The following is a 15,509-nucleotide window of genomic DNA, read 5'->3' as shown; positions in this document are numbered from 1 at the left end:
GCCTGTCTCAGACGTCATGCGTTTCGCCTGCCGCAGATGAGATCCTGCGCACCCGCCGCGTTAAATCACAAAGCTGCAACGATCGCCGGCTCCATCTTTTCCGGTGAGGTGATGGGGGCAAAACGTCTTAACGGCTGGCCGTCGCGTCCGACGAGAAACTTCGTAAAGTTCCACTTGATTCGCCTGCCCGCGAGGCCAGGTAATTCCGTCTTAAGATAATCAAACAGCGGATGTGCTGCGGCTCCGTTAACCTCGGTTTTTTCGAACATCGGGAAGCTTACCCCGTAGTTAATATGGCACGTCTGCGCAATCTCACTGGCAGTGCCGGGCTCCTGCTTGCCAAACTGGTTGCAGGGGAAACCGAGTATCACCAGCCCCTGTGCCGCGTACTTCTGCCAGAGCGCTTCAAGGCCCGCATACTGGCGCGTAAACCCGCAGTGGCTGGCGGTATTCACCACCAGAACCAGCTTACCGGCGTAGTCAGACATTGAAACCGGCTCACCCTGCAGGCGGGTTGCGGAGAATTGGTAAAAAACGGTCATGCGGGTGGCCTCAGATCTCAACAGATTCTGCGATGGTATCATCAACATCCTGCAGGGTTTACCGCTGTTAATGATAATCAGACGCCGCAACAGTAAAACAGGCATACTTCAGGTGCATTGTTGCACAAGGTGAGTGAATGGACAGGATCACAGCGCTTATCGTCTTTGCAGAGACGGCAAAGCGAGGCAGCATAACGGCGGCGGCAGAGCATCTGGGCCTGTCGCGGGCTATGGCATCACGCTACATTGCGCTGATGGAGGAGTGGACAGGTTCGCGTCTGCTGCACCGCACGACACGCAAACTCAGCCTGACCGTCGCCGGCGAGCAGGCACTGCTGCTGTGTCAGGAGATCAGGACGCTCGTCGACGGACTTACCGCGATGGGGCCGGGGATCACTGCCGTACCGAGAGGTAAACTGAAAGTCACCGCTGACGCCCTGCTGGCCGAGTGCTGCCTGACGGGCATGCTGATCGATTTTCTGCAAATCTACCCGGAAATAGAGGTTAATCTGCAGGTTACAGGCAGGTCGCTTGATCTGGCAGAAGAGGGGATCGATCTGGCTATCCGCATCGCCGCCACACTCGCCCCGGCGCTTTACGCGCGTCACCTTGGATACTGCTCCTCAGTGCTGTGCGCCAGCAAAGCCTATCTGGATAAACAGGGCACCCCCGGCAGCCTGCGCGAGCTGCAGGATCATAACTGTCTGACCTATAGCTGTTTTGGTCATGCGTGGCGGTTTCATCATGAAAATGAAGTCATCGACCTGCCCGTAACAGGCAGTATCAGCACCAATGAAGCAGCGATTTTGCTGAAAGCGGTAAAAATGGGGGGCGGAATGGCTGTGCTCCCGCTGTTTGCCGTGCAGGAGGAGATTGCAGCGGGCAGGTTAGTCAGGCTGCTGCCGGAATATGAACCCGATCGGCTGGCGGTCAGTGCAGTCTATCTCACGCAGAAAAAGATGCCGCAGGCGCAGCGCGTATTGATCGACTATCTGGTCAGGCACCTCAGGCTGCCCTGAGGTGCGTCTCTGCGCTTCGACCATTAATAACCCACGGTAAAGCGCTGGTTAGCGTGCGCCGGGGTTTCAATCTCATCAGCCATCGCAATGGCGTAATCTTCAAACGAAATGCTGCTACCCTGCTCATTGGCCAGCAGCGTATCTTTCCCCAGGCGAAATTTACCGGTGCGTTCGCCCGCCGTGAACAGGGCGGATGGCGAAAGAAAGGTCCAGGTAAGGTCATGCTGTGCACGCAGTTTTTCCAGAAAGCGCACGCCCGCCTCAGCTTCCGTTTTGTACATTTCCGGGAAGGTGGGGGTATCGATCACTTTTACGCCTGGCGCAACTTCCAGGCTGCCTGCGCCGCCAACAACGTAATAGCGTTTTACACCTGACGCTTTTACCGCGTCGATCAGTTTATCGGGATCGCTGGCGCTGAAGTGTACTGAGCTGATCACGGCATCGTGCCCGGCCAGCACCTCTGCCAGCGCCTGCGGATCGTTGATATCACCCGCGGCCGGAATAACGCCTTCAGCTGGCGAAATCTTATCCGCATTGCGCGCAATAGCCGTTACGGTATGGCCGCGTGCAGTCAGTTCGTGAAGAATGCGGGAACCCGCCTGTCCGGATGCGCCAATCAATGCAATTTTCATTTTGCTGCTCCTGAGTTTTATCGGGCCTCTGAGGCCGTTGCTGATAACACACACTCTATCTGTACGCTGCAAAGTGATAAACAGCACTCCAGGAGACAAACTGTTGCATAAAATGAGCGAATCACCTGTTTATGCTTAAGCCGGGGCAGGGCGTTGCGGGCGATTAAACGAGAGTGTGAAATATCTGAAATTATCGAATCTGGTGACGATGTCTCAGGATAGTGATGCTGACGCCGCATAATTTGGTCAGCCGTTGCCAGCCGGGTTGAGGTCTGTCAGCTATGATTGTTTCACCGGTTTAAAAAGGGAGAAATAGCATGAAATGTCCGGCATGTGGCTCAGAAGCTTTTGTTTACGACACGCGAGATGTACCGCTCAATACAGGTAATCCTGATGACATCGTACCCGATGTTAAAGGCAGCCATTGCATGGCCTGCGCCCAGGTGATTATGGATAAGGCTGAGGCTGATTCATATCTGGAAAAGGTTAATGCGCTGGAAGCTGCGGCAGCTGATACAAAGTGACAGAAGAGCCCGCACGCTGCGGGCGCTTCATGCCTTACAATCCTGTCAGCGTAATATGCTTTTTTATTGTCAGCGCTTTATAGAGGGCTGCAGCCAGGCCGCAGGGTTCAATTACGATAGTGCCAGCCAGCTTCTGTTCAGACGCCGTACTAAATGATTTGATGCGCAGCAGAGTATTAATCCCATTCACGCGCTCCAGCTCTAGCACAGCCAGCACCCGATGCTGCATTTCGCTTACCTCCGCCACTATTACGCTGACGCTGGGTGCCACGCTGTTATAGATGATGTGGCAGCGTACGCCGTTCAGATTAACGGTATCAATGATCTCATGATACAACGGCATGACTTCTTTGGTGCAGGGTACGGACGCAGCAAACATAACAGATCCCTCTAACGTGGAATTTTATTGTGCAGCCAGCATAGGCTATCTCTCCGGTGCGTAAAGGTACTGTTTTTGCAGGCAAAAAAAGCGTGCAGGCGTGATGATCACAAACGTTATCGCCGCCTTCATATTAGAGTGGTACTGATAAAAAGCGAAGCGTGGTGGCTTTATCGGGGATTAGTGCAAATTTGACTTAAAAAAACCCGCGCAGGGCGGGCAAATTATTCCAGAAATTACCATCTTCGTACGCGCGTGCATCGCATGTGCAGTGCGCACTCAACAGATTACAGTCTTAGTCTTAAGCTAACTTTAAGATTATTCTTTGCCCGAAACGATCGTGACTTTTATTGCGGCGCGTTTCTGAACGTTTCAGATATCAACGCAGAAGTGACGTAACCGCATCGCTCTGCCGCCATTGCCCGTCGTCGCGGGCAGGCGCCAGAGGAGATGAACAGGGCGCGCATCCGATCGCTGCAGAAACGGTTGCGCCGGTTTGCTCCCGTATTATGAAAAGGCGAATGCCGGTGCTGCGGCTGAGTCGCCGGTCGCTGCCGTGTCGGTTTCAGGCTCGGCGGTGAGAATAAATTTCGCCGCCAGCTGGCTGAGCATCTCTGCCTGATCCTGCAGGGACTGCGAGGCGGCAGAAGCCTGCTCCACCAGCGCGGCGTTCTGCTGCGTTACGTCATCCATCTGATTGACGGCCTGCTGAACCTGCATTATGCCCTGACTCTGCTCAACGGCGGCGGCGGCAATCTCGCCCATCAGAGCGCTGACCTGATGAATGGCATCATTCATTATCTGCATATTCTGGCTGACGTGGCTGGCCTGTGCGGCCCCGGCTTCAGTCAGGCGATGTGCGTTTTCAATCAGCACTTTAATTTCCCGTGCCGCAGACGTTGAACGCTGCGACAGGTTCCGCACTTCACCGGCAACAACGGCAAAGCCTTTGCCGTGTTCGCCGGCGCGAGCGGCTTCGACAGCAGCGTTCAGCGCCAGAATATTGGTCTGAAAAGCGATCCCTTCTATCAGCGAGACAATCTCGGTGACGCTGCGTGAGCTGCTGCGGATATCACCCATGGTGGTGAGCAGGGTAGTGAGTGACTGGCTACTCTGTTCCGACAGCGTACTGGCATGTTCTGCCAGACTGCTGGCCTGACGGGTATTATCAGCCGTCTGGCGTACGGTTTCGCCCAGCTCGGTCATGCTGGCAGCGGTCTGCTCCAGCGAAGCCGCCTGCTCTTCTGAACGTGCCGAGAGATCCTGATTACCGGCGCTGATTTCTGCCGCTGCTCCGCTGACCGAACGGGACGCGTGCTGCACCGCCGACAGCGAGGTGGCCACGTTACCTATCAGCGTGTTGAATGCCTGAGCCATATTACCCACCTCATCGCGGCGCGTAGCGTCAGCATTCAGAGTCAGATCGAGATTATCACTGGCGCGCAGCATGACCTGACCGGCGTGGCTCAGGCTGCGACGAATGCGCAGCACTGTCAGGGTCGCGAAGATACCAAAAACAACGACCGTCGCGACCACGCCGGCGATGGTGGCCCACAGGACATTATGGAATGTTGCGCGGTTGGCAGCGCGCAGCGTATTGCTGATAGTGATGTTCAGTTCCAGCTGCTGCTGATAGCCGCGGATAAGCTCCCGGATAGCGGCGCCGATCCCCTGTTCGCCTTCAATCAACGCCAGACTGACCGCGTTTTGATGCTGACGGGAGGCGCTGAGAAATGCCGGAAGGTGGTCGTTAACGCGTTGCAGGCTGGCGTAGGCGACTTCAGTAAGGCGCTTATCCTCCTCGCTCGATATCTCATGCGCGAGATAATAATCGGTATGCGTTTTCAGCAGCCCGAGCTGTTGATGAATGCTGCTTTCCACTACCGGGAGCGCGCGCTCATCAGGCTGAGACTGATGCTTATAGAGCAGCAGCGCCAGCTGATTGCTCTGATCCACCAGCTCACTGAGATCTTTTATTGAAGGGATGGCATTGTCCTGTACGAATTCAAAGCGCTCCTGAAAGCCTGAGAGCAGGGAGATAGCCAGAAGAGCCTGTAGAATAATCGCGCCGAACAGCATAGAAAACGTGAGCAGCAGGCGTTGCGAGATGGTCATATTATTATCCTTAATAGCGTTACACCCCGGCGCAAAGGCACACAAAAAGCAGGGTCGATGGAGGTTCATCGGCAGCAGGATAAAATAGTTAAGGATTTTTTCGTGACGGCGTTAACAGTTAGTGCATCAGGCGGGTAAAAATGCGGAGCCGGCGATCGGCTCCGCGGGGGAATGGGTTACGGACGGCGGAACAGCGCCAGGCTGCGCCCTTCCAGTTCGAAATCCTGCTCCTGAGTGATGACCAGGCCCTCATTGGCGGTCTCTGACGTGGTCAGCTCCAGCACCCAGCCGCCTTCACCAAACTGCGGAATGCGGAACGGCACATTGCCTTCAAACGGGTTAAACAGCATCAGCACGTCGTGCCAGATGCCTTCTTCCGGCTGCAGATCGGGACGGCCAATATAGACGCCCAGCGTGGAGCCTTCTTCCCACTGCTCCGACTGCTGGAAACCACCGCCGGCGTTAAACCATTTTATGTCCATGCCGTCGCGCCAGCTTTCGCGGCGCAGCAGCGGCTGTTTAGCACGCAGGGCAATGACGCGTTTGGTAAATTCACGCAGCGCGTCAGCCGACGGCGGCAGGTTTTCCCAGTGGAGCCAGGAGATATCACTATCCTGACAGTAGCCATTGTTATTGCCCATCTGGCTGCGACCAAACTCATCGCCTGCAAGCAGCATCGGCGTACCGTGGGAGAAGAGCAGCGTGGCGAGGAAGTTGCGTTTCTGACGTTCGCGCACGGCAATAATTCCCTCATCTTCGGTTGCGCCTTCAGCACCGTAGTTATATGAGCGGTTATCGTTATGACCGTCGTTGTTATCCTCGCCGTTATCGTCGTTGTGTTTCTCGTTGTAGGAAACCAGGTCATTCAGCGTGAACCCGTCATGGGCGGTAATAAAGTTGACGCTGGCCCACGGACGACGACCGCGCTGATCGTAGAGATCGCCGGAACCGAGCAGGCGCGCGGCGAAGTCCGTCGAGACGTTGTCACCTTTCCAGTATTCACGCACCGTATCGCGATATTTATCGTTCCACTCCGCCCAGCCCGGCGGGAAGCCACCAACCTGATAGCCGCCAGGGCCGATATCCCACGGCTCACCAATCAGCTTGAGTTTAGACAGCACCGGATCCTGCGTTACCGCGTCAAAGAAACCGCCGCGCTGATCGAAGCCCTCCGGCTCACGGCCGAGGATGGTGCCGAGATCGAAGCGGAAGCCATCAATATGCATCGATTCTGCCCAGTAGCGCAGCGAATCAGTCACCAGCTGCAGTACCCGCGGATGCGAGGTATTTACCGTGTTTCCGGTACCGGTGTCATTGATATAGTAACGATGCTGGTCCGGCAGGGTGCGATAGTAAGAGAAGTTATCGATACCCTTAAAGGAGAGCGTCGGGCCAAGCTCGTTACCTTCAGCGGTATGGTTGTAGACCACATCGAGGATCACTTCGATGCCGGCATCATGGAAGCTGCGCACCATATCGCGAAAGCCCTGAATGCCGCGCGGACCAAAATAACGTGTAGCGGGTGCAAAAAACGCCAGCGAATTGTAGCCCCAGAAGTTTTTCAGGCCTCTGTCCAGCAGATGCTGATCGTCCGGGAACCAGTGTACCGGCAGCAGTTCTACTGACGTGATACCCAGGCTTTTGATGTAATCCACCGTGGCTTTATTACCCATGCCATCGTAGGTGCCGCGCATGTTTTCCGGGATTAGCGGGTTGAGCTGTGTGAAGCCCTTAACGTGGGTTTCATAGATCAGCGTCTGAGACCAGGGAATGGAAGGCCGGTTCTGATCCTGCCAGTCAAACTCATTCGGGTTTACCACCCGGCATTTAGGCGTAAACGGACCGCTGTCGCGGCTGTCAAACGTCAGATCTTTATCTTCATGCAACAGTTCGTAAGCAAAATGCGCTTCGTTCCAGTCGATATCGCCCTGCAGTTCCCGCGCATACGGGTCGATCAGCAGTTTATTCGGGTTAAAGCGATGACCGTTTTCCGGATCATAAGGTCCGTGCACGCGATAGCCATACAGCGCACCCGGCTGCAGGCCGGGCACATAGCCGTGCCATACTTCATGCGTATATTCCGGCAGATCAAAGCGGGCAATCTCATGCTGACCGCTCGGATCATACAGGCAGAGTTCAACCCGCTCAGCGTGTGCGGAGAAAAGGGCGAAGTTAACGCCTTCCCCATCAAAGTTAGCGCCGAGCTGATACCCTGTACCAGCCGTAATCTCAACAGGCTTACCGTTTGACATTTAATCCTCTCCATTCAGTGAACAGATATGCAGGCATAACTTCAGTTCCATCAGTCAGGGTTAGCTGCTGAGCAGGACCAGCGGTGCGCTGTAATTCAGGTTTTCCAGCGCGATACTGTCGGTGATAGCGTAGGTTTCTCCATTCAGGACGTTCAGCCACTTGCGGTGCGACAGCGTTTCGCTCAGCGCAACCGAGACGTCTGCCCACTGGGCATCAGCAAAGATCAGGCGCGGAGCAATTACAATCAGTGCACCCGTTTCAGACTGACGGGCATAGGCCACCACTTTTTCTGCATGTTCACCGCTGGCCTGCAGCGCTTCATAGTCGCCAAAACGAAAGAGCGCAGCGTGGTCGCGGCGCAGGTGAAGCAGGCGCATAACCATCTGCTGTTTCAGGCTGCCGCTCAGCCAGCCCTGCTGACTGGTAAAGTCAGGGAAGGCGTCAGCATCAAGCTGGCTGACCAGAGTTGCAAAATCGGGTTCGCGGCGGTTGTCCGGATCGACCAGGCTGAAATCGAGCGCTTCACAGCCCTGATAGATATCAGGCACGCCGGGTGCGGTAAGTTTGATCACCGTCTGGGTAAAGCTGTTCACCAGTCCGGCGCGAATAAACGGCTGCAGCGCCTGGGAAAAATCAGTGAGAAACGCCACGTTCTCCGCAGAGAACAGATGACGCACGTAATCCAGTACCGCATTTTCATAGGCTTCGTTACTCTCTGCCCAGTCGGTACGCAGCTTCGCTTCGCGCAGCGCCTTTTCCACAAACGGAATAAAGCGTTCGCACAGCGCGTCCAGTCCGGTGCGATCGTCCGGCTGCAGCGTAGCGGGCCAGACGCCAGCCAGCGCCTGATAGAGCATCCACTCAACGGCGGGTTCCGGCGCGGGGCCATCCGCCAGCTCCTGTACGCGCTCCTGATTAAGCTGCTGCCAGCGCGTCACGTTCTCTGCCCACTCATCCGGCGCTTCGCTCAGGGTATAGAGCCGCGCGCGCGCATCCTCTCCGCGTTTGGTATCGTGCGTGGAAGTGCTGGAGATAGCGTCAGGCTGGTCCTGAAGACGGGTCTGCATCTCCTGATGAAAATGTGCCAGTGAGAACGCGTGCGGCAGCGGCTCTGCACCCACTTCATTAATCGCAAGCGCCACGTGATTGCGGAAAAACAGCGTATCTTCAACCGATTTCGCCATCAGCGGTCCGGTCAGCTGCTGGAAACGGGCGCGGAACTCCGCTGCCAGCACTTCACCCTCTTCACTGACTGCACCCAGCAGCAATGCCTGCAGGAAGCTCAGAGCAGCAGGGGACGCGCTATGTTTTACGCTCTCAAGCACGCTGAGCAGACGCTCCTCGCCCGCCAGCGGCATACCCGCTGCCTGACCATAAGTGCGATAGACCGGAAAGGCAATCAGCAGCTCGCGCAGCGCCACATGCAGCTCCGCCTCACCAAAATTGCGGTGCTCCAGTCCGGCAGCATCGGTTGCCAGCGAGAGCAGTCGGCTGAATTCGCCGGCAAAATTACGATCCACCATCAGCTCACGCGCCGCGCGCAGACCCGCTTCCACATCATTACGCTCACGCGTGGCTGACTCATAGGCGAGACGCAGCGTGTCGATTTTTGTATCGTCAATCAGCACATGCGAGAGCGCCGCAATAAACTCATAGCCGGTTGTACCGGAGACGGGCCACTCTTCCGGCAGCTGTTCACCGTTGGCCAGAATTTTCTCTACGGTGATGTAACACCCTTCACCGGCCGCCGTGCGGAGCTGCTGCAGATAACCCAGCGGATCGGCGAGGCCATCAACGTGATCGACACGCAGGCCGCTGACCGCGCCGCTGCGCACCAGCGACAGGATAAGACGGTGCGAATCCTCAAAGACCACCGGATCTTCGACGCGTACGCCTGCCAGCCCGGTGATCTCAAAAAAGCGGCGATAGGAGAGGGCGCTACGCGCTTCACGCCAGTTCATAAGCTGCCACGGCTGCTCCTCGTGCAGCTGAGTAATGGCGGCGGGGTCCGTCAGCGCCAGCAGTTCTGCTTCACGTCCCTGCCAGCTCGCAGGCGTCAGCGGATAGTAGCTGTCGAAATACGCCAGCGCCGGTTTACCGCTCTGCGGATCGGCTTTAATCGTGATCTCACCTTTTTCCACTGCGCGATCGAAATCGTCACCGAGAAACGGCAGCGTCAGTCTGCGCGACCAGTCGATATCAAAATAGCGCGCATACTGGCTCTCCTGTCCATGCTCAATCACATCACGCCACCAGGCATTCTCCAGTGAAGCCGCCATATGGTTAGGCACAATATCCAGGATCAGCTCCATGCCGGCGGCCTGCAGCGCTGCGCTCAGTCGATCAAAGCCCGCTCTGCCGCCGATAGCCGGATCGATTTCGTTGGCATCGGTGACGTCGTAGCCGTGCGTTGACTCTTTCGTCGCGGTAAAAATGGGTGAAGCATACAGATGGCTGATGCCCAGCTTCTGCAGGTAAGGCACCAGTTCCGTGGCACGATCAAAGGTCATGCCGTTGCGAAACTGAATGCGATAAGTGGAGGTCGGGATAGTCATGCTGCTGCTCCTGGTGCCAGACGGACAATAATGGCGTTCTGCGCGAGTTCATATTGCTCCTGCGGCCAGGCAAACAGCGTTTCGCCTGGCATATCAGGAAGTGCCTGAGCACTATTGCCCAGATTAAAAGCCATAGAGAGCGTGCCCTGCGGGAAGCGCCACTGCACGGCGACGTAGCCATCACCGGTCGCCAGTACCTGACCGCTGTGACCCCCGGCCGTCGCCAGCAGCGGAACCAGATGCTGCTGACGCAGCGACAGCAGCGTGCGCGTCAGCGCCAGCCAGGCTTTGCCCTCGCAGCTGGTCGTCTTCGCCCAGTCGAGCTTTGAACGCCGGAATGTCTCTTCCGCGTTGGGATCCGGCACCTCATCGTCATGTCCGGCATGGCCGGTAAACTCGCGTGCACGTCCTTCACGCACCGCTTTCGCCAGATCGCCGTGAAAGTCGGTAAAAAACAGAAACGGATTAGTTTCACCATATTCTTCGCCCATAAACAGCAGCGGGATATGCGGTGACAGCAGCAGAGCCGAGTAGAGCACTTTGGTACGCGCCTCTCCGGCCAGCGTGATCAGGCGATCGCCCTGTGCCCGGTTGCCCACCTGATCGTGATTCTGAATAAAATCAACAAACGCCACCGGGGGCTGGCCTGCACTCGGTACGCCGCGCGTCTCACCGCTCTGGGCCGAGACCTCACCCTGATAGGCAAATCCCTCGGTCAGAATACGCGCGACTTTTTTCTCCGGCGCATCGGCAAAATCCTGGTAGTAGGCGTGAGTTTCACCGGTTGCCAGCACATGAATAGCGTTATGGAAATCGTCGTTCCACTCTCCGCTGAAGAGCGGAGTATTGCCCTGTTCATCGCGCGGATGCAGGAAGATCACGTTTCGTGAATCTTCCGTGGTGAGGTGTGCCGGACGGTCCGGGATTTCATGACGAATGCGCTCTGCAATTTCAATCAGCACATGTTTATCTGAGCTGTCTTCAATCTGATCGATAGCGTCAAAACGCAGGCCGTCGAGGCGATACTCTTTCAGCCAGTAGAGCGGCGCCTCAGAGATGTAGCGGCGGGCCGCATCCACATCGTAGGCGATACCGGCCCCCCAGGGGGTCTGGCGCTCTTCATGGAAAAACTGCGGGGCCAGCAGCGGCAGATAGTTGCCTTCAGGACCGAAGTGATTCAGCACAATGTCCAGCACTACGGAGAGGTTAAGCGCATGCGCCGCGTCAACAAACGCTTTGAAATCATCCGGGCTGCCGTAAGCGGTGTGTGGCGCATAGAGCAGGACGCCGTCATAGCCCCAGCCGCGATTACCGCCAAACTGCGACACCGGCAGCACCTCAATCATGGTGATACCCAGCTCAGCCAGCTGCGGCAGTTTTTCAATAGCTGCATGAAAGGTCCCTTCAGGCGTAAAGGTTCCGATATGCAGCTCATACACCACCGTCTCCTGCCATGGACGTCCGCGCCACTCGGTCTGCTGCCAGCGGTAGCTTTGCGGATCGATGACCAGTGACGGACCGTTAACCTCTGCTTTTTGCGCCCGCGAAGCCGGGTCAGGCACCACGCTGCCATCGGCCAGCACGTAGTGATATTCTGCACCTGGCGTCACCCCTGACTGTGACAGGGTAAACCAGCCATCTTTTTCCGCCTGCATAGGATAATCGGTACCGTTCAGGCGCAGGGCTACCTGCTGCTGACCCGGTGCCCAGAGACGAAAACGCACGGTGCCGTCAGCCAGGATTTCAGCACCCCAGGATTTTTCCAACGTTGTGGATTCCATTCTATTGCCTCGTTAAGCCCCGCGCGGGGCAATGGACGACATCAAGCGATTCGCATTTCCGAAATCATTTACTCTATGAAATAAAAGGCTAATCACCCCGGTAATGAAGAAAGGTCTCAGGTAAAGTGCTGAGTACCCTGAAAATCATAGCCTATATTTGGAAATATAAGTCCGGGCGCGCCGTAAAGTCGTTGCAGAAGTAAATTTTCCGATTTGTGCGGCAAAACATTTATTTTTTGCCGTCATAGGCTACGGTTATGGTTACGCATGTAAGCGATGCGCCAATAAAGCCAGACGGCTTTCACCGTCAAACAGGAGAGCACTTATGAACGAAGATCGCATCAGTGGAAACTGGAAGCAGTTCAAAGGAAAAGTGAAAGAGAAATGGGGTCAGCTGACTGACGACGATATGGATGTTGCCGACGGCAAACGCGATCAGCTGGTGGGCCGCATTCAGGAACGCTACGGCTACGGTAAAGACCAGGCAGAAAAAGAGCTGAAAGACTGGGAAGATAGCAATAAGTATCACTGGTAAGTCTCAGCTTCCCGGCACGTTCGTGCCGGGATATTTTGTTTCAGCACATCGTCTTTTCCCGCTACGTTTATTCCTCTCCCGCTGCTATTTCTGCGCTGGCACTCATCAGTTGTTATTATAATGGCCGCTTATGGTCGTCTTTATTTAAACTCAGCAGCGCGACAAAACTAATCAGTGCGGTAATCATCACGTACCATGCCGGAATATCCGGATTTCCGGTTTGTTTGATCAGCCCTGAAATAATCAGCCCGGCGCAGCCGGAAAATAACGCGTTTGAGAGGGCATAGGCGAAACCCAGGCCGGTGTACCGCACCCGCGTGGGAAACATCTCTGCCAGCATGGCGGGGCCCGGGCCTGCCAGCATGCCGACCAGCGCACCAGCCACAAAGACCACCAGCGCTTTCGTTAACAGTCCGGAAGCAGGATTTTGCAACACCCCAAGCAGCGGAAGGGCGAAGATCAGCAGCATAAAGGTGGCAACCAGCATAATGGTACGCCTGCCGATGCGATCGCTCAGCCAGCCGGCGGGCAGAATAGTGGCGGCAAAACCGAGGTTTGAGATCACGGCAATCAGCAGCGCCTGATTAAAGCCGGTATGCAGCGTGGTTTGCAGATAGGTTGGCATAATCACCAGATAGGTGTAGCCCGCCGCTGACCAGACCATCAGGCGGCTGATGGCAAGCGCAATGGCGCGCAATGTGGCGGTGAAAGAAGCGCGTTCCGGCGCCGGAGCCTGCCGCGCAGCGTTAAACTGCGGCGACTCATCCAGCCCGGCCCGCAGCCAGAGTGCAGCGCCTCCCAGCGGCAGCGCCAGCAAAAACGGCAGTCGCCATCCCCAGGCGAACATCGCCTCTTCACCGATAAGCAGCGGGATCAGCGCGACGGTCGCCGCACCGGCCAGCAGGCCGCACGCCACCGTTAGCGACTGCCACGCACCATACAGGCCCCGTTTGCCTGGCGGGGCGGCTTCCGTCATCAGCGACACCGCGCCGCCATACTCGCCACCGGCAAACAGGCCCTGCAGAATACGCAACAGCGTCAGCATTAACGGCGCGGCAAGACCGATAGCCGCATAGTCCGGCACCAGCCCGATAGCAGCCGTCACCAGCGTCATCATGATCAATACGCCGATAAGCACCGGTTTACGTCCGTGACGATCGCCCAGCCGGCCAAAAATAATCGCGCCGAGCGGACGGAAAAAGAACGCCACGGCGAAGGCGGCCCAGGTCAGGATGATACTGGTGCCGGCACGCTCATCCGGCAGCTGGAAAAAGTGACTGGCAATAATCGGGGCCATAAAGCCATAAACGGCAAATTCATACCACTCGATAAAATTGCCAACCGAACCGGCGACGATAATACGTCGATGCGCTGGCATCATCTGAGCAGGCATAGCCTATCCTTATAGACAGAAGCGTAGAGAAGAGAGCTGTAAAGCGGCATTAAGGCATAGATTTCAATGCGGTGTCTGTGAGGCGCACGCAATTGCAGGCAAAAAAAAGGCCACCCGAAGGTGGCCAGCGTGACAGCGTATCAGGCAGGTTTTTGCTGCTTTTTGTGTTTGCGCTGCCGGCGCAGTTTATCAATCAGGCGATGCGCTTCCGCACGGGTGGCGACCGCAGGCGATGACCCCTTCAGTGGTTTACGCGCCGTTTCGCTCAGCGTCAGCACCGTCAGCAGGCCAATAACTCCGGCGCCCATCATGTAGTAAGCAGGCATCATTTTGTTGTGCGTGGTATCCACCAGCCAGGCTGTGATTAACGGCGTGGTGCCACCAAACAGTGAGACCGAAAGGTTGAAGCCAATCGCCAGCGCGCTATAACGGATATCGGTGACAAACAGTGCCGGCAGGGTGGCAGGCATGGTGCCGCTGAAGCAGGTATGCAGCAGACCAAGAATCGCCAGTCCGGCAAAAACCCAGTACATATTACCGGTACCCAGCAGCATAAACGCAGGGATAGCCAGCACAATCAGGCCCAGCGCGCCAAAGCCGATAACCGGCTTGCGGCCGAGACGATCGGTAAAGTAGCCCCACATCAGCGTCAGTGGCATCATGATAAACATCACCACCATCACCAGCAGCAGGCCGGAGAGTTCGCTCAGGCCGAGGATCCCGGTAAGGTAGCTTGGCATATATGCGGTCAGCATATAGTTGGAGACGTTGAACAGCAGCACCAGCCCGATACACTTCAGCAGCGGTTTGCTCTGGGTACGCAGCATCTGCCACAGCGTCAGCGGCGGCTTGTTATGCTCCATCTCTTCACGCTGATCCATATGGTCTTTAAATGCCGGCGTCTCTTCCAGCTTCAGGCGAATATAGAGACCAAACAGACCGAGTGGTGCCGCGAGAAAGAACGGAATACGCCAGCCCCACGACATCATCTCATCATGCGGCAGGTACGCAATCATCCCGGTTACCAGGCTGGCACCCAGCAGATAGCCCGCCAGCGTGCCAAATTCCAGGAAGCTGCCCATAAAACCGCGGCGCTTATCGGTTGAATACTCGGCAATAAAGGTTGCTGCACCGCCATATTCGCCGCCGGTTGAGAAGCCCTGAACCAGACGGGCTACCAGCAGCAGAATCGGCGCCGCAATGCCGATACTGGCATAGCTCGGGATAAGACCAATACAGAAGGTGCCGATGGACATCATTACCATGGTAAAAGCGAGGACTTTCTGACGGCCAAAGCGATCGCCCAGCGGTCCGAACACCATACCGCCAATCGGACGCACGAGGAACGCGGCGGCAAAGGTACCAAATGAAGCGATAAGCTGCGCGGTATTACTGGCATCGGGGAAGAAGACCTGACCAATAATCACGGCCAGATAGCTGTATACGCCAAAATCGAACCACTCCATGGTATTACCAAGAGCAGCTGCGCCGACGGCGCGTTTTAAAAGTTTATTGTCGATGACGGTAATATCATCAACGGTCAGATCGGGTTTATTTACTGTTTCAGTGCTCATAGGCTTCCTTTGACAATGAAATAAAAGCGATCTTATAGCTTTCGCAGCCGGTTATTGCAGGGTGGAAAAGAAAGCTATAAGAGGCCGAAAGGCGAACACCTTAGGAGATAATTTTTCTTTACGCAACTTTGTGATGTATATCACTGGCAATAAGCGTAGCGCTGAAGTAAAGAACCGTCAAAAAGCGCGACGGCGGGATAACAGGTT

Annotated in this window: 12 protein-coding genes; 3 read left to right on the top strand and 9 right to left on the bottom strand. The window is 56.1% G+C overall.

Annotation, left to right across the window (positions count from 1 at the left end; translation table 11 throughout):
- Positions 1–65: 65 nt before the first annotated feature.
- Positions 66–542: a glutathione peroxidase gene (locus C1Y41_RS14450; protein ID WP_104085697.1), complete on the bottom strand. Its 477-nt coding sequence runs from the start codon at positions 540–542 to the stop codon at positions 66–68.
- 137 nt (positions 543–679) lie between these two features.
- On the opposite strand from C1Y41_RS14450, the gene C1Y41_RS14445 reads away from it, so the two are divergent.
- Positions 680–1,561: a LysR family transcriptional regulator gene (locus C1Y41_RS14445; RefSeq protein ID WP_104085696.1), complete on the top strand. Its 882-nt coding sequence runs from the start codon at positions 680–682 to the stop codon at positions 1,559–1,561.
- 23 nt (positions 1,562–1,584) lie between these two features.
- Here C1Y41_RS14445 and C1Y41_RS14440 read toward each other — a convergent pair whose 3' ends face one another.
- On the bottom strand, positions 1,585–2,193 hold the full coding sequence (locus C1Y41_RS14440) for an NAD(P)-dependent oxidoreductase (RefSeq protein ID WP_104085695.1): 609 nt from the start codon (positions 2,191–2,193) through the stop codon (positions 1,585–1,587).
- Positions 2,194–2,510: 317 nt separating this feature from the next.
- Here C1Y41_RS14440 and C1Y41_RS14435 point away from each other — a divergent pair, with 317 nt between their 5' ends.
- Entirely contained in the window at positions 2,511–2,717 is a 207-nt protein-coding gene (locus C1Y41_RS14435; protein WP_071668291.1) for a type II toxin-antitoxin system MqsA family antitoxin, read from the top strand.
- A 34-nt stretch (positions 2,718–2,751) separates the two neighbouring features.
- On the opposite strand, the gene C1Y41_RS14430 is transcribed toward C1Y41_RS14435, so the two are convergent.
- The 5 genes from C1Y41_RS14430 to treZ all read right to left on the bottom strand — a co-directional run bounded on the left by C1Y41_RS14430 (position 2,752) and on the right by treZ (position 11,800).
- On the bottom strand, positions 2,752–3,096 hold the full coding sequence (locus C1Y41_RS14430) for a hypothetical protein (protein ID WP_071668292.1): 345 nt from the start codon (positions 3,094–3,096) through the stop codon (positions 2,752–2,754).
- A gap of 507 nt (positions 3,097–3,603) precedes the next feature.
- Entirely contained in the window at positions 3,604–5,211 is a 1,608-nt protein-coding gene (locus C1Y41_RS14425) for a methyl-accepting chemotaxis protein (RefSeq protein WP_104085694.1), read from the bottom strand.
- A gap of 176 nt (positions 5,212–5,387) precedes the next feature.
- Positions 5,388–7,463 carry a glycogen debranching protein GlgX gene (gene glgX / locus C1Y41_RS14420; protein WP_104085693.1) on the bottom strand — a complete coding sequence of 692 codons (2,076 nt, stop codon included), beginning with the start codon at positions 7,461–7,463 and terminating at the stop codon, positions 5,388–5,390.
- Between the two features lie 60 nt (positions 7,464–7,523).
- Entirely contained in the window at positions 7,524–10,019 is a 2,496-nt protein-coding gene (treY, locus tag C1Y41_RS14415; RefSeq protein WP_104085692.1) for a malto-oligosyltrehalose synthase, read from the bottom strand.
- On the bottom strand, positions 10,016–11,800 hold the full coding sequence (treZ, locus tag C1Y41_RS14410) for a malto-oligosyltrehalose trehalohydrolase (RefSeq protein ID WP_104085691.1): 1,785 nt from the start codon (positions 11,798–11,800) through the stop codon (positions 10,016–10,018). The genes treY and treZ overlap by 4 nt, the downstream gene beginning before the upstream one ends.
- A 325-nt stretch (positions 11,801–12,125) precedes the next feature.
- Here treZ and C1Y41_RS14405 point away from each other — a divergent pair, with 325 nt between their 5' ends.
- Entirely contained in the window at positions 12,126–12,335 is a 210-nt protein-coding gene (locus tag C1Y41_RS14405; protein ID WP_040113843.1) for a CsbD family protein, read from the top strand.
- 115 nt (positions 12,336–12,450) lie between these two features.
- Here C1Y41_RS14405 and C1Y41_RS14400 read toward each other — a convergent pair whose 3' ends face one another.
- Positions 12,451–13,728 (bottom strand): MFS transporter, encoded by a 1,278-nt coding sequence (locus tag C1Y41_RS14400; RefSeq protein ID WP_104085690.1) that lies wholly within the window; start codon positions 13,726–13,728, stop codon positions 12,451–12,453.
- A gap of 140 nt (positions 13,729–13,868) precedes the next feature.
- Positions 13,869–15,302: a glycine betaine/L-proline transporter ProP gene (gene proP / locus C1Y41_RS14395; RefSeq protein WP_071668296.1), complete on the bottom strand. Its 1,434-nt coding sequence runs from the start codon at positions 15,300–15,302 to the stop codon at positions 13,869–13,871.
- Positions 15,303–15,509: the final 207 nt, after the last annotated feature.

Source organism: Pantoea sp. ICBG 1758, from assembly GCF_002928325.1.
Taxonomy (GTDB): domain Bacteria; phylum Pseudomonadota; class Gammaproteobacteria; order Enterobacterales; family Enterobacteriaceae; genus Pantoea; species Pantoea eucrina.
The sequence above is the reverse complement of the archived record's forward strand: the minus strand, read 5'-3'. Positions and strand labels throughout refer to the sequence as shown.

Coding starts and splice junctions, on each gene's coding strand:
- C1Y41_RS14450 (WP_104085697.1), bottom strand. CDS start 542: ATGACCGTTTTTTACCAATTCTCCGCAACCCGCCTGCAGGGTGAGCCG.
- C1Y41_RS14445 (WP_104085696.1), top strand. CDS start 680: ATGGACAGGATCACAGCGCTTATCGTCTTTGCAGAGACGGCAAAGCGA.
- C1Y41_RS14440 (WP_104085695.1), bottom strand. CDS start 2,193: ATGAAAATTGCATTGATTGGCGCATCCGGACAGGCGGGTTCCCGCATT.
- C1Y41_RS14435 (WP_071668291.1), top strand. CDS start 2,511: ATGAAATGTCCGGCATGTGGCTCAGAAGCTTTTGTTTACGACACGCGA.
- C1Y41_RS14430 (WP_071668292.1), bottom strand. CDS start 3,096: ATGTTTGCTGCGTCCGTACCCTGCACCAAAGAAGTCATGCCGTTGTAT.
- C1Y41_RS14425 (WP_104085694.1), bottom strand. CDS start 5,211: ATGACCATCTCGCAACGCCTGCTGCTCACGTTTTCTATGCTGTTCGGC.
- glgX (WP_104085693.1), bottom strand. CDS start 7,463: ATGTCAAACGGTAAGCCTGTTGAGATTACGGCTGGTACAGGGTATCAG.
- treY (WP_104085692.1), bottom strand. CDS start 10,019: ATGACTATCCCGACCTCCACTTATCGCATTCAGTTTCGCAACGGCATG.
- treZ (WP_104085691.1), bottom strand. CDS start 11,800: ATGGAATCCACAACGTTGGAAAAATCCTGGGGTGCTGAAATCCTGGCT.
- C1Y41_RS14405 (WP_040113843.1), top strand. CDS start 12,126: ATGAACGAAGATCGCATCAGTGGAAACTGGAAGCAGTTCAAAGGAAAA.
- C1Y41_RS14400 (WP_104085690.1), bottom strand. CDS start 13,728: ATGCCTGCTCAGATGATGCCAGCGCATCGACGTATTATCGTCGCCGGT.
- proP (WP_071668296.1), bottom strand. CDS start 15,302: ATGAGCACTGAAACAGTAAATAAACCCGATCTGACCGTTGATGATATT.